At 74.2% G+C, this 12,666-nt stretch carries 13 protein-coding genes and 1 tRNA gene; 11 read left to right on the top strand and 3 right to left on the bottom strand.

Features of this window, described 5'->3' with window-relative positions:
• The first annotated feature begins 25 nt into the window (after positions 1–25).
• The 4 genes from KMZ30_RS06250 to KMZ30_RS06265 all read left to right on the top strand — a co-directional run bounded on the left by KMZ30_RS06250 (position 26) and on the right by KMZ30_RS06265 (position 2,066).
• Complete coding sequence (locus tag KMZ30_RS06250; RefSeq protein WP_215512468.1) at positions 26–442, top strand: hypothetical protein; 417 nt, start codon at positions 26–28, stop codon at positions 440–442.
• 42 nt (positions 443–484) lie between these two features.
• Positions 485–559 (top strand) — tRNA-Leu (locus tag KMZ30_RS06255).
• A 317-nt stretch (positions 560–876) separates the two neighbouring features.
• Entirely contained in the window at positions 877–1,725 is an 849-nt protein-coding gene (locus KMZ30_RS06260; protein WP_215512469.1) for a Bax inhibitor-1/YccA family protein, read from the top strand.
• A 26-nt stretch (positions 1,726–1,751) separates the two neighbouring features.
• Entirely contained in the window at positions 1,752–2,066 is a 315-nt protein-coding gene (locus KMZ30_RS06265) for a hypothetical protein (RefSeq protein WP_215512470.1), read from the top strand.
• Between the two features lie 97 nt (positions 2,067–2,163).
• Here the strand turns inward: KMZ30_RS06265 and KMZ30_RS06270 are convergent, their stop codons facing one another.
• Positions 2,164–3,387: an acetyl-CoA C-acetyltransferase gene (locus KMZ30_RS06270; RefSeq protein ID WP_215512471.1), complete on the bottom strand. Its 1,224-nt coding sequence runs from the start codon at positions 3,385–3,387 to the stop codon at positions 2,164–2,166.
• Positions 3,388–3,578: 191 nt separating this feature from the next.
• Here KMZ30_RS06270 and KMZ30_RS06275 point away from each other — a divergent pair, with 191 nt between their 5' ends.
• Positions 3,579–3,971, top strand: coding sequence for a RidA family protein (locus KMZ30_RS06275; protein WP_215512472.1), 393 nt, complete (start codon positions 3,579–3,581; stop codon positions 3,969–3,971).
• 17 nt (positions 3,972–3,988) lie between these two features.
• Here KMZ30_RS06275 and KMZ30_RS06280 read toward each other — a convergent pair whose 3' ends face one another.
• Positions 3,989–5,038: an SGNH/GDSL hydrolase family protein gene (locus tag KMZ30_RS06280; protein ID WP_215512473.1), complete on the bottom strand. Its 1,050-nt coding sequence runs from the start codon at positions 5,036–5,038 to the stop codon at positions 3,989–3,991.
• Between the two features lie 90 nt (positions 5,039–5,128).
• Here KMZ30_RS06280 and KMZ30_RS06285 point away from each other — a divergent pair, with 90 nt between their 5' ends.
• The 4 genes from KMZ30_RS06285 to KMZ30_RS06300 all read left to right on the top strand — a co-directional run bounded on the left by KMZ30_RS06285 (position 5,129) and on the right by KMZ30_RS06300 (position 9,601).
• On the top strand, positions 5,129–5,515 hold the full coding sequence (locus KMZ30_RS06285) for a thioesterase family protein (protein WP_215512474.1): 387 nt from the start codon (positions 5,129–5,131) through the stop codon (positions 5,513–5,515).
• A 56-nt stretch (positions 5,516–5,571) separates the two neighbouring features.
• Positions 5,572–6,948 carry a cystathionine beta-synthase gene (locus tag KMZ30_RS06290; protein WP_215512475.1) on the top strand — a complete coding sequence of 459 codons (1,377 nt, stop codon included), beginning with the start codon at positions 5,572–5,574 and terminating at the stop codon, positions 6,946–6,948.
• A gap of 88 nt (positions 6,949–7,036) precedes the next feature.
• Positions 7,037–7,516, top strand: a complete 480-nt coding sequence (locus KMZ30_RS06295) for a DnaJ family domain-containing protein (RefSeq protein WP_215512476.1) — start codon at positions 7,037–7,039, stop codon at positions 7,514–7,516.
• Between the two features lie 57 nt (positions 7,517–7,573).
• Positions 7,574–9,601 (top strand): NADPH-dependent 2,4-dienoyl-CoA reductase, encoded by a 2,028-nt coding sequence (locus tag KMZ30_RS06300; protein ID WP_215512477.1) that lies wholly within the window; start codon positions 7,574–7,576, stop codon positions 9,599–9,601.
• Between the two features lie 84 nt (positions 9,602–9,685).
• On the opposite strand, the gene KMZ30_RS06305 is transcribed toward KMZ30_RS06300, so the two are convergent.
• Positions 9,686–10,294, bottom strand: coding sequence for a TetR family transcriptional regulator (locus KMZ30_RS06305; RefSeq protein WP_051750588.1), 609 nt, complete (start codon positions 10,292–10,294; stop codon positions 9,686–9,688).
• Between the two features lie 70 nt (positions 10,295–10,364).
• Here KMZ30_RS06305 and KMZ30_RS06310 point away from each other — a divergent pair, with 70 nt between their 5' ends.
• Positions 10,365–10,874, top strand: a complete 510-nt coding sequence (locus KMZ30_RS06310; RefSeq protein ID WP_215512478.1) for a MarR family winged helix-turn-helix transcriptional regulator — start codon at positions 10,365–10,367, stop codon at positions 10,872–10,874.
• Positions 10,871–12,565, top strand: a complete 1,695-nt coding sequence (locus tag KMZ30_RS06315; RefSeq protein WP_215512479.1) for an MDR family MFS transporter — start codon at positions 10,871–10,873, stop codon at positions 12,563–12,565. Before KMZ30_RS06310 ends, KMZ30_RS06315 begins: the two co-directional genes overlap by 4 nt.
• Positions 12,566–12,666 lie beyond the last annotated feature (101 nt).

Below are 12,666 nucleotides of genomic sequence, written 5' to 3' on the forward strand. Positions count from 1 at the left end.
TCCTGCTGTGGCAGGCTCCCGGCCCATGGGTGCCGAGGCGGACGAGGGAGCGGGTCGGCCGACGCACCTGCTCCTCGTGCGCCTCATGGCCGGGGTGTCGGGGCTGCTCGCGCTCGCCCTCGTCGTGCTGTGCTTCCTGGTGCCGGCCTCGCAGGTGCCCGTCGTGCTCGCGGGAGCGGTCGTCGGGCTGGTCGGTGTCGTCGGCTGCGTCATCCTCGCGAGGTCGCTGCGGCGGGACACCGCGCCGGCCGCGCTGCGGGGGAGCGCCGTCGGCGTCCTCATGCTCGTCGCCGCCGCGGTCCTCCTCGCGCCGGCCGTCGTCTGGCTCGTCGCCGGCGGGACGGAGGCGTTCACGACACTCGGGCTGAGCACGGTCGCGGTGCCCGCCGGGGTGGCCGTCGCCGCCGTCCTCGTCGGCCCTGCCCTCGGACGCGACGGCTGAGGTCGCCGCCGGCCGAGCGGGCCGGCGCGCTACGGTGTGCGCGCCCCCGTAGCCCAACCGGCAGAGGCAGGCGCCTTAAAAGCGCCCCAGGTGCGGGTTCGACTCCCGTCGGGGGCGCGCAGCGCCCCCGCAGGGAGTCGGGAGGAGCCCGAACGGAGTGAGGGCGACGGTTCCCGTCGGGGGCGCGCAGCGCCCCCGCAGGGAGTCGGGAGGAGCCCGAACGAAGTGAGGGCGACGGTTCCCGTCGGGGGCGCGCAGCGCCCCTGCACTCCTTCCCCGAATGTGTGTGACGAACGTCGGTGGGGCGATGTTCTTCACACACGTTCGCGGGGAGGGGCGCGGCGGGGTCTCAGCGGGAACTCAGCAAGGTGCTCGCACGTCTAGGCTGTACGAACGACGGTGACCCCCACCGCCACGACCAGCACGGAGGAACGATGGCCAACAACCCGGCCTTCAACCGGATGGAGCAGGACGCCCGCAACGGGTACGCCGGCTTCCGGTCCACCCCCGCCCCGCAGCAGGCCGACCCGATGAGCCCCCAGCAGCTGCAGGACATGTACAACGCGCCGTCGGCGATGCGCCCCGGCACCGAGCGCGCCGTGACGATGGACGACGTCGTCATGAAGACGCTGAGCCTCTTCGCCATCGTCCTCGTGACCGGCGCGGTCGGCTGGACGCTCACGGCGAACAACCCGGCCCTCGGCCTCCCGGTCGTGTTCGGCGGGATGATCGCGACGCTCGTCCTCGGCCTCGTCATCGCCTTCAAGAAGACCCTCAGCGTCCCGCTCATCGTCGCGTACGCGGTCTTCGAGGGCCTCTTCGTCGGTGGCGTCAGCCAGGTCTACTCCGGCGCCTTCGACCCGCCCGGCACGCCGGTCTTCGAGGGCATCGTCGCCCAGGCCGTCCTCGCGACCGTCGCGACCTTCGCCGGCATGTTCCTCGCCTACAAGACCGGCCTGATCAAGGTCACCGCCAAGTTCCGCCGCATCGTGACGATGATGATCTTCGGGTACGCGATCTTCGCCCTCGTCAACGTCGTCTACGCCGTCGCGACGAACACGCCGTTCGGCATCGGCGGCACCGGCGCGCTCGGCATCGGCATCTCGCTCTTCGCCGTCGGTCTCGCGGCCGTGACGCTGGCGCTCGACTTCGACTCGATCGAGTACGCCATCCGCACCGGCGCCCCGCAGAAGTACTCGTGGCTCCTCGCGCACGGCCTCATCGTCACGCTCGTGTGGCTGTACATCGAGTTCCTGCGCCTGCTCGGTCGGCTCCGCAACTGACCGGACCCAGCACCGACGACGCCGGGGTGGCCCACGCCACCCCGGCGTCGTCGTCCCCGGACGTCCTCGACGGCCCGCCGCGCACCGAACTCGAGCGCATCCGGCGTCGATGGGCGCAGCTGCCGCTCGCCACCGCCCAGGCGCACGCCGGCGCCCTGCGTGCCCTCGCCGAGCACCTCGCGGGCCTGACGGCGCCCGGCGTCCCGGTCCCCGACCTCGGCCCGGCCGCACTGCCCGACCAGCTGGCCGTGCTCGCGTGGGACGCCGTCGCGGCCGGCGGGCCGGAGGCGGCCGCCGACGTCACCGAGCGGCTGGTCGCCCTCCGCCGCGCCCTGCCCTGACCGATCTGCACCCACTCATTGCGCATCCGCCACCTGCGGGAGGCCTCCGAGGAGGTCCCGAGGTGGCGGATGGGCAATCAGTCGGGGGTGACGGGCGTCAGGAGAGGCGCTCGACGACGATGGCCATGCCCTGGCCGCCGCCGACGCACATCGTCTCGAGGCCGAACTGGCCGTCGCGGGCCTGCAGCCCGTTGAGGAGCGTCGTCATGATGCGGGTGCCGGTGGAGCCGAAGGGATGCCCGAGGGCGATGGCCCCGCCGTGGACGTTGAGCTTGTCGAGGTCCATCCCGAGGTCGTCGGCACTGGGCAGCACCTGGGCGGCGAAGGCCTCGTTGATCTCGTAGAGGTCCATGTCGTCGATGGTCATGCCGGCGCGGGCGAGCGCCTGGCGCGAGGCCTCGACCGGGCCGAGGCCCATGATCTCGGGGGAGAGCGCCGAGACGCCGGTCGAGACGATGCGCGCGAGCGGGGTCAGGCCGAGCTCCTTCGCGCGGGTGTCGCTCATGACGACGACACCGGAGGCGCCGTCGTTGAGCGGGCAGCAGTTGCCGGCGGTGACGGTGCCGTTCTCGCGGAAGACCGGCTGGAGGCCCTGCACACCCTCGAGCGTGACGCCGGCGCGCGGGCCGTCGTCGGTGGAGACGACGCCGCCGCCGGCGAGCGTGACGGGGAGGATCTCGCGGGCGAAGAAGCCGTCGGCGATGGCCTTCTCGGCGCGGTTCTGGCTCGTGACGCCCCACTCGTCCTGGCGCTGGCGCGAGACGCCGCGCAGCGTCGCGACGTTCTCGGCGGTCTGGCCCATCGCGAGGTAGACGTCGGGCAGGAGGCCCTGCTCGCGCGGGTCGGACCACGTCGTGTTGGCGGCGGCCATCTCGGCCGAGCGCTCCATCGCCTCGGCGAAGACCGGGTTGAGCGCGTCGGGGTCGGACTCCCCGGCGCCGCGGAAGGCCGCGTTGGTCGAGACCGACTCGACGCCGCCGACGACGAACGCGTCGCCCTCGCCGGCCTTGACCGCGTGGAACGCCATCCGCATCGTCTGGGTCGAGCTGGCGCAGAAGCGGTTGACGGTGGCGCCGGGCAGGCCGTCGAGGCCGGCGAGGACGCCGATGACGCGCGCCATGTTGTTGCCGGCCTTGCCGCTGGGGTCGGCGCAGCCCCAGTACAGGTCGTCGAGGGTGGTCGGGTCGAGCCCGGGCAGCTGCTCGAGGAGGCCGCGGACGACCTGCGCCGACAGGTCGTCGGGCCGGACCTCGCGCAGGGAGCCCTTGAAGGCGCGCCCGATCGGGGTGCGGGCGGTGGCGACGATGACGGCCTCGGTCACGGGGTCCTCCTGGCGGTGGTCGGCGGGCGGGCCACGGGCCCACCTCGCGAGGTGAGCGAGCGCTCACCACGGGTCGCACCAGCCTAGGCCGCGACCCGGGAGGAGGGAACCGGGACGGCACGTGGGGTGGGTCTCGTCGGGCGCGCCCGCGAGGGGTCGTGCATCCGGGCGCGGAGGGACATGATGGCCCCATGGGCACCTCGCGCAGCCGGGCATCCTCCGGGTCTCCGTACGAAGCGACCGTCGGGTTCGCCCGCGCCGTCCGCGTCGGGAACCACGTCGCCGTCTCCGGCACGGCACCGATCGGTGAGAACGGCCAGGTGAGCAAGGACGCCGGCCAGCAGACCCGCCGCTGCTGGGAGATCGCGCTCGGCGCGCTCGCCGAGCTCGGCGGGCGGCCGGAGGACGTCGTCCGCACCCGGCACTACGTGACCGACCTCGACGTCGTCGACGCCGTCTCGGCCGTGCACGGCGAGATCTTCGGCGACATCCGGCCGGCCAGCACCATGGTGCGCGTCGCCGGGCTGGTCGACGAGCGCTGGCTCGTCGAGGTCGAGCTCGACGCCATCGTCGACGGCGACTGAGGCGCGGGGCGCGCCGCTCAGCCGGCGCTGCTCGCGCCCTCGTGGGCCCCGGTGACGGCAGTGCCCCCGGCCGGGGGAGCGCCACCGGGCCGGCGGCGCAGGAGCACCGCCCACCGCCCGCGAGGGCCGCGGTCCTGGCCGGCGATCTCGGTCGGCGACACCTCGGTGCCCGCCTCGCGCACGGCCTGGCCGGCGGCGACGGCCACCGGGTTCACGCCCTCGCCGCGGCGCGGCTCGGGGGCGCGGTCGCCCGTGTCCTCGCCCCAGACGCGCAGGGCGGCGCAGACGCTCGGCAGCAGCACGGCGGCGGCGCGGGCGTAGCCGGCCGCGGAGGGGTGGAACTGGTCGGCGCTGAACATCTCGCGGGGCCGCGCGCGGAACTCCGGTCCGAGCAGGTCGCCCAGCGAGACGGTGCGGCCACCGGCCTCGACGACCGCGACGGTCTGGGCGGCGGCGAGGTCGCGCGACCACCGCCGCATGAGGGTGCGCAGCGGCTGCTGGATCGGCTCGATGGTCCCGAGGTCGGGGCAGGTGCCGACGACGACCTCGCAGCCCAGGGCCCGGATGCGCCGGACCGTCTGCTCGAGGTGCCGGACGGCGGCGGCGCGCTCGATCCGGTGGGTCACGTCGTTGGCTCCGACCATGACGAGGACGACGTCGGGCCGCATCACGTCCTCGAGGGCGTTGGCCAGCTGGCGCTCGAGGTCGCTCGACTCCGCCCCGACGACGGCGCGGTTGGTCAGCCGGACCGGGCGACCGGTCAGGGCCGCGACGCCGTTGGCCACGATCGCCCCGACGGTCTCGTGGGGCTCGTCGGCGCCCATCCCGGCGGCCGAGGAGTCGCCGAGGACGACGACCTCCCACGGCGTGCCGTGCCCGGCGCCGTAGACGCCGTCGTCGTCGGGCGAGGTGTCGAAGGGACGGCCGATGAGGCGGCGGGCGATGGCCGCCTCGGTCTTGATGACGCCCCAGCCGAGCGCGCCGAGGGCGGCTCCGGCCGCGGCGAGGCCGCCCCCGCCGTACGCGGCGGTGGCGGCGATCCTGCGAGCCCTGCGTGCGCGGCCCATCGATCCTCCTGCCGGGGTGGACGTCCACCGTAGCCCCGGCGGCCGACAGCTCGGGCCGGATGCCCCCGGCCGCGCCCCTACCGTGGACGGATGGACAGCTGGAGCGGCCGGACGGCCGAGGAGACCCGCACGGTCGCACCGGGTGACACCGCCCGGTCGGTGGGGTCCGGCGATCTCCCCGTCCTCGGCACGCCCCGGCTGCTCGCCTGGCTCGAGGCGGCGACGGTGGCGGCGGTGGCCGACGTCCTCGAGGCGGGCGCGACGAGCGTCGGCACGCGGGTCGAGCTCGGGCACACGGCGCCGAGCGCGGTGGGGGAGCAGGTGACGGTGCGGGCCGAGGTCGTCGGCCACGACGGACGCCGCCTGCGCTTCGTGGTGCAGGCGCACGACGCCGCCGGGCGCATCCTCGCCTCGGGGACGGTTGAGCGGGTCGTCGTCGACGCGGCGCGGTTCGTCGACCGCGTCGGGCGCGGCTGAGGCACCGCTCGTCGGCGCGCGGGGGCGCCCGCCCGGGCCGTGACAGGATGGCGGGCGTGAAGTACGCCGAGCACATCGCAGACCTCGTCGGGGACACCCCGCTCGTCAAGCTCAACTCTGTGACCGAGGGCATCGGGGCGACCGTCCTGGCCAAGGTGGAGTACCTCAACCCGGGTGGGTCGGTGAAGGACCGCATCGCGCTGAAGATGGTCGAGGCCGCCGAGGCCTCCGGCGAGCTCCAGCCGGGCGGCGTCATCGTCGAGCCGACCTCCGGCAACACCGGGGTCGGGCTCGCGCTGGTGGCCCAGCGCAAGGGCTACACCTGCATCTTCGTCTGCCCGGACAAGGTCTCCGAGGACAAGCGCAACGTGCTGCGCGCGTACGGCGCCGAGGTCGTCGTCTGCCCGACGGCGGTCGCGCCGGACCACCCGGACTCGTACTACTCCGTCTCGGACCGGCTCGTCCGCGAGACGCCGAAGGCCTGGAAGCCGGACCAGTACTCCAACCCCAACGGCCCGCTCTCGCACTACGAGAGCACCGGCCCGGAGATCTGGCGCGACACCGACGGCGAGATCACCCACTTCGTCACCGGCGCCGGCACCGGCGGCACGATCAGCGGCGCCGGCCGCTACCTGCGCGAGGTCTCGGCCGACCGCGCGGGCGGCCGCGTCCAGGTCGTCGCCGCCGACCCCGAGGGCTCGGTGTACAGCGGCGGCTCGGGCCGCCCGTACCTCGTCGAGGGCGTCGGCGAGGACTTCTGGCCGAGCGCCTACGACCCCGACCAGGTCGACCGCGTCGAGGCCGTCTCGGACGCCGACTCCTTCGAGATGACCCGCCGCCTCGCCCGCGAGGAGGGCCTGCTCGTCGGCGGCTCCTGCGGGATGGCCGTCGTCGCCGCGCTGCGGGTGGCCCGCGAGCTGCCGGACGACGCGGTCGTCGTCGTCCTCCTGCCGGACTCCGGCCGCGGCTACCTCTCGAAGATCTTCAACGACGACTGGATGGCCTCCTACGGCTTCATGAAGGCCGAGAACCAGCGCACCGTCGGCGACGTGCTGCACGCCAAGGCCGGCGACCTGCCCGCGCTCGTCCACACGCACCCGAACGAGACGCTGCGCGACGCCATCGAGATCCTGCGCGAGTACGGCGTCTCGCAGATGCCGGTCGTCAAGGCCGAGCCGCCGGTCGTCTCCGGCGAGGTCGCGGGCGCGGTCTCCGAGCGCGCGCTGCTCGAGGCGCTGTTCACCGGCTCGGCGCACCTCGCCGACCCGGTCGAGAAGCACATGAGCGAGGGCCTGCCGCTCGTCGGGGCCGGCGAGCCGGTCAGCACCGCGCGGCACGAGCTCGAGGGCTCGGACGCCGTGCTCGTCGTCGAGGACGGCAAGCCCGTCGGCGTGCTGACCCGGGCCGACCTGCTCTCCTTCCTCGCCGACTGACCCGAGGCCTCCTCCGCCGGTTCGAGGTGGAACCCGACCGTGACGCGGTCGGGTTCCACCTCGACCCGTCCCGGGTGAGACTGGGGTCATGGTGGACCGGCCCCGGTACGAGTCACCGGTCGAGCGCGCCATCCGGGAGGCCCAGGAGCGCGGCGAGTTCGACGACCTCCCGGGAGCGGGCAAGCCGCTGCGCCTGGAGCACACCGACGACCCGATGTGGTGGGTCCGGCAGCTCGCCGAGCGCGAGAACCTCGACTTCACCGGTGCGTTGCCCCCGGCCGTCGCCCTGCGCAAGGAGGCCGCGACCTTCCCCGGCTCGCTGCTGGAGCTGCGCACCGAGGAGTCGGTCCGGACCGTGCTCGAGGACTTCAACCGGCGGGTGCGTCGCGACCGGCTGCGCCCGCCGGACCCGCGGATGCCCCCGCTGCTGGCCCCGACGGTCGACGTCGACGACCTCGTCGAGCAGTGGCGGGCGCTGCGAGCATCCTCACAGCCGGCGCAGGTTGACCCGCCGGTAACAACGGGGGAGGCTCGCCCGAGGCGCCGCTGGTGGCGCCGCCGGCGCTGACCCGACGGCCGCCCCGTCGCGGCCCGGTCGCGGCCGGCGCCCGACGAGGAAGGCCCGATGAGCGACTACCCCCACCTGCTCGCCCCGCTCGACCTCGGCCACGTGACGCTGCCCAACCGGGTCGTCATGGGGTCGATGCACACCGGGCTCGAGGACCGGGCCAAGGACTTCCCGAAGCTCGCCGCCTACCTCGCGGAGCGGGCCGAGGGCGGCGCGTCGCTCATCGTCACCGGCGGCTTCGCCCCGAACCTCGAGGGGACGCTCTACCCCGGCGCCTCGAAGCTGAGCAGCCGTCGCGAGGTCGCGCGCCACCGCGTCGTGACGGACGCCGTCCACGCGGCCGGCGGGCGCATCGCCCTCCAGCTGCTGCACGCCGGCCGGTACGCGTTCACGCCGTGGTGCGTCGCGCCGTCGGCGGTCAAGAGCCCGATCAGCAAGTTCCGTCCGAGGGCGTTGTCCGACAGGGGAGTCCGCCGCCAGATCCGCGCCTTCGCCCGGGCGGCACGGCTGGCGCGTGAGGCCGGCTACGACGGCGTCGAGGTGATGGGGTCCGAGGGGTACCTCGTCAACCAGTTCCTCGCGCCGCGCACCAACCGTCGCACCGACCGGTGGGGGGGCAGCGCCGAGAACCGCCGCCGCTTCGCCGTCGAGGTCGTCCGCGCGGTGCGCGAGGCCGCTGGCCCCGACTTCCTCCTCGTCTACCGGATCTCGGTGCTCGACCTCGTCGAGGAGGGTCAGACGTGGGACGAGGTGACGGCCCTGGCGCGGGAGGTCGAGGCGGCCGGCGCGAGCATCCTCAACCTCGGCATCGGCTGGCACGAGGCGCGGGTGCCGACCATCGTCACGTCGGTGCCGCGCGCGGCCTTCGCCGACCACGCGGCCCGGCTGCGCGAGCACGTGGGCATCCCGGTCGTGGCGACCAACCGCATCAACACCCCGGAGGTCGCCGAGCGCGTCCTCGCCGGCGGCGCCGACCTCGTCTCGATGGCCCGCCCGTTCCTCGCCGACCCCCAGTTCGTGCGCAAGGCGGCCGAGGGGCGCGCCGACGAGATCAACACGTGCATCGCCTGCAACCAGGCGTGCCTCGACCACACCTTCGTCAAGCAGCGCGCGACCTGCCTGCTCAACCCGCGCGCCGGCCGCGAGACAGAGCTCGTCATCGGCCGGGCTCCGGTGCGCCGCAAGGTGGTCGTCGTCGGTGGCGGCCCGGCGGGGATGGCCGCCGCCGTCACGGCCGCCGAGCGCGGCCACGAGGTCGAGCTGCTCGAGGGGCGCGACCACCTCGGCGGCCAGTTCGACATCGCGATGCGCATCCCCGGCAAGGAGGAGTTCTCCGAGACGATCCGCTACTTCACGCGGCGCCTCGAGGTGCTCGGCGTGACGGTGCGCCTCTCGACATGGGCCGACGCCGCCGCGCTCGCCGCGGCCGGGGTCGACGACGTCGTCGTGGCGACCGGGGTCACGCCGCGCCTGCCCGACATCCCGGGCATCGACCACCCGTCGGTCGTCACCTACGACCGGCTGGTGCGCGGCGAGCGCGTGGCCGGTCAGCGGGTCGCGGTGATCGGCGCCGGAGGCGTCGGGGTGGACGTGTGCGAGTTCCTGACGACCGACCGCTCGCCCTCGCTCGACGTCGACGCATGGCGGGCGGAGTGGGGCGTCGGCGACCCCGAGCGCACCCGCGGCGGGGTCGAGCGACCGCGGCCGGAGGCCAGCCCGCGCGAGGTCGTGCTGCTCCAGCGCAAGGCCACGCCCATCGGCCGGGGGCTCGGCAAGACCACCGGCTGGGTGCATCGGGCGTCGTTGCGCGCCAAGGGGGTCGAGCAGGTGACGGGCGTCGTCGAGTACGAGCGCATCGACGACGAGGGGCTGCACGTCCGGCTCGGTGAGGACGGCTCGCAGCGGCGCGTCATCCCCTGCGACACGGTCGTCGTCTGCACCGGACAGGACTCGGTGCGCACGCTGGCCGACGAGCTCGAGGAGCGGGGTGTGCGGGTCCACGTCGTCGGGGGAGCGGACGTCGCGGCCGAGCTCGACGCGAAGCGGGCCATCCGGCAGGGCACGGAGGTCGCCGCCGCCCTCTGACCCGCACCCTCCGTCCCGCGAACGCGTGTGAAATCGCCGGGGACCCCCGGCGGTTTCACACGCGTTCGCGGAGAGGGAGGGGGGTCAGCGGAGGCCGACGGCGTCGAACGCGGTCTCCAGACGCTGGAGGAGCGAGCCCGTCGAGCCGGCCGCCCGGTGCTGGTGGAACGCGGCGCGCAGCGCGGCCATCGCCGTGCGCGCGGCGAGCCCGGTCGCCAGGTCGTCGGCGGCGTCGGTGCCGGCCCGCTCGTGCGCGGCCTCGACCAGGGCGCTCTCGAGGCGGTGCCCCGCCCCAGCGATGCGCGCCTCGAGCTCCGGCACGCGGGCGGCGAGCTCGCTGCGCATCCGCCAGAGCTCCGGCTCGTCCTCGAAGCCACGCACGTGCTCGGTGAGGACGGCCCGCAACGCCTGCGGCAGTGACTCGTCCGCCGGGCGCGCGAGCACCGCCTGCCGAAGCTGCTCGGTGCGCGCGGGGTCGGCGCCGACGAGCGCCGCCTCCTTCGTCGGGAAGTAGTTGAAGAAGGTGCGCGGCGAGACGTCGGCCTCGGCCGCGATCTGCTCGACCGTCACCTCCTGCACGCCGTGGGCGAGCGCGAGGCGGACGGCCGCCGTGTGCAGCCGCTGGCGCGTCGCCTCCTTCTTGCGGTCGCGCAGGGAGGGGGTCGCCTCGGCGGTCGCGGAACCCGGTGCCATGCCTCCAGTATGCCCGTCGTGCACGACGAGCAAAGTTGCAGACTGTGCAAAACAGTCATATGCTTGTGTCATGCAAGCAACCGCCGACCCGCTCGTCACCGAGCACCTCTCGGCGATGTTCGGACTCCTCAGCCGGGCCCACGTCGTCGAGGGGCCGGTGACCCGTCCCGAGTACACCCTCCTGGCCCTCACCGCGAAGCGCGGTCCGGGCCGCGCGTGCGCCCTCGCCGACGCCGTCGGCCTCGACCAGTCGACGACGAGCCGGCGCGTCAGCGCGCTCGTCGACCGCGGCTTCCTCGAGCGCACCCCGGACCCCGACGACGGCCGCGCCCAGCTCGTCGGCCTCACCGACGCCGGGCGCGAGGTGCTGCTCGAGGAGCGCCGCCGCCGCGAGGAGCTCGTCGCCATCGCCCTCGAGGACTGGGACGAGTCCGACCGCCGCACCCTGGCCGACCTGCTCGGCCGCCTCCAGACCTCCCTCGCGCGCGTCGCGAGGGACCACGACCACCCCGTCCGCAGCGTCGCGGGCCCTGCCCACCCCGCCCCCGAGGCGGCCGACCGCGAGAGGACCACTGCATGACCACCGCGACCACCACGGCCCCCCAGCCGTACAAGCTGAGCCCCGCCTCCCGGCGGGTGTTCGTCGGCCTGATGCTCGGGATGCTCGTCGCCTCCGTGAGCCAGACGATCGTCGGGCCCGCCATGCCGCGCATCGTCTCCGAGCTCGGCGGGATGGACCACTACAGCTGGGTCGCGACCGCCGCCCTCCTCGTCTCGGCGATCACCGTCCCGATCGTCGGCAAGTTCTCCGACCTCTACGGCCGCCGCGGCTTCTACATCGCGGGCCTCGTCGTCTTCATGGTCGGCTCGCTCGTGGCCGGCTTCGCCCAGTCGTTCTGGGTGCTCGTCGCCGCGCGTGCCATCCAAGGCCTCGGCATGGGCACCGTGATGCCGCTGTCGCAGACCATCATCGGCGACATCATCCCGCCGCGTCAGCGCGGCAAGTACCAGGGCCTGATGGGCGCCGTCTTCGGTGTCACCTCGGTCGCGGGCCCGCTCGCCGGCGGGTTCATCACCGACCACTGGGGCTGGCGCTGGCTGTTCTTCGCGGGCATCCCGATCGGTGTCGTCGCGACCGGCTTCATCCTGCGCTTCCTCCACCTGCCGCACGAGCGCCGCGAGGCGAAGGTCGACAGCTGGGGCATCGCCACGCTCGCCGTCGGGCTCACCGCGGTCCTGCTCGCCACCTCGTGGGGCGGCACGTCGTACCCGTGGGGCTCGGCGACCATCATCGGCCTCTACGTGGTCGGCGCCCTCGGGCTCGTGGCCTTCGTGTTCGCCGAGAACCGCGCCGAGGAGCCGGTCATCCCGCTGCGCCTCTTCCGGTCGCGCGTCTTCACCGCGGCCAACATCGCGAGCTTCGGCCTGGCGATGGTGATGTTCGGCTCGATCATCTACATCCCGGTCTTCGCGCAGGGCGTCCTCGGTGTCGACGCGACGAACTCCGGCCTCATCCTCGCGCCGCTCATGGTCGGCCTCATCGTCATGGGCATCCTCACGGGCCTGGTCATCACGCGGACCGGTGTCTACAAGCCGTTCATGGCCGCCGGGGTCGTCATCATGGGCGCCGGCATCTGGCTCCTCACCCGGCTGACCGCGACGTCGAGCCAGACGCAGCTGACGCTGGCCATGGTCGTGCTCGGCATCGGCATCGGGATGGCGATGCAGCAGTACACGCTCGTCGTCCAGAACGCCTCCGAGAAGCGTGACCTCGGGGTCGCGACGGCGTCGAGCCAGTTCTTCCGCAACGTCGGGTCGACGGTCGGCATCGCGGTGTTCGGCACCGTGCTGACGAGCGGTCTGGGCGGCGCCATCGCCTCCCACCTGCCCGCCGGAGCCGCGGCCTCGATGCCCGAGGGCGCCGCCAGCGCCGGCTCGGTGCTCGACCCCGCCGCGCTCTCGCAGCTGCCGCCGGCCGTCGCGACCGCCGTGCGCCAGGGGCTCGCGGACCAGCTGCACGAGGTCTTCCTCATCGGTCTCCCGATCGTCGCGCTGGTGCTCCTCGCGACGCTCGCCATCAAGGCGATCCCGCTGCGCGACAGCAACCACACGGAGACGCCGGCCGAGAGCGCCGAGCACGCCGGCCACGAGCTGCTCGACACGATGTCGCAGTCCAGCGCGGAGGCTCGCACCACCCCGGCCGCCGCGTCGGAGACGAGCGGCACCACCGACGCCCCGGCTCGCAGGGAGCCGGAGCCCGCCGTGCGCTGACCCCGGTCGCCCGCACGGACGAGGCCCCCCGCTGGACAGGGAGCGGGGGGCCTCCTGCCTGCCCGGGGATGGAAGCATCTCCCGGCCAGGGATCGACAACC

The sequence above is a fragment of the Phycicoccus mangrovi genome (assembly GCF_018729305.1).
In the GTDB taxonomy this organism is placed as follows: Bacteria; Actinomycetota; Actinomycetes; order Actinomycetales; family Dermatophilaceae; genus Phycicoccus; species Phycicoccus jejuensis.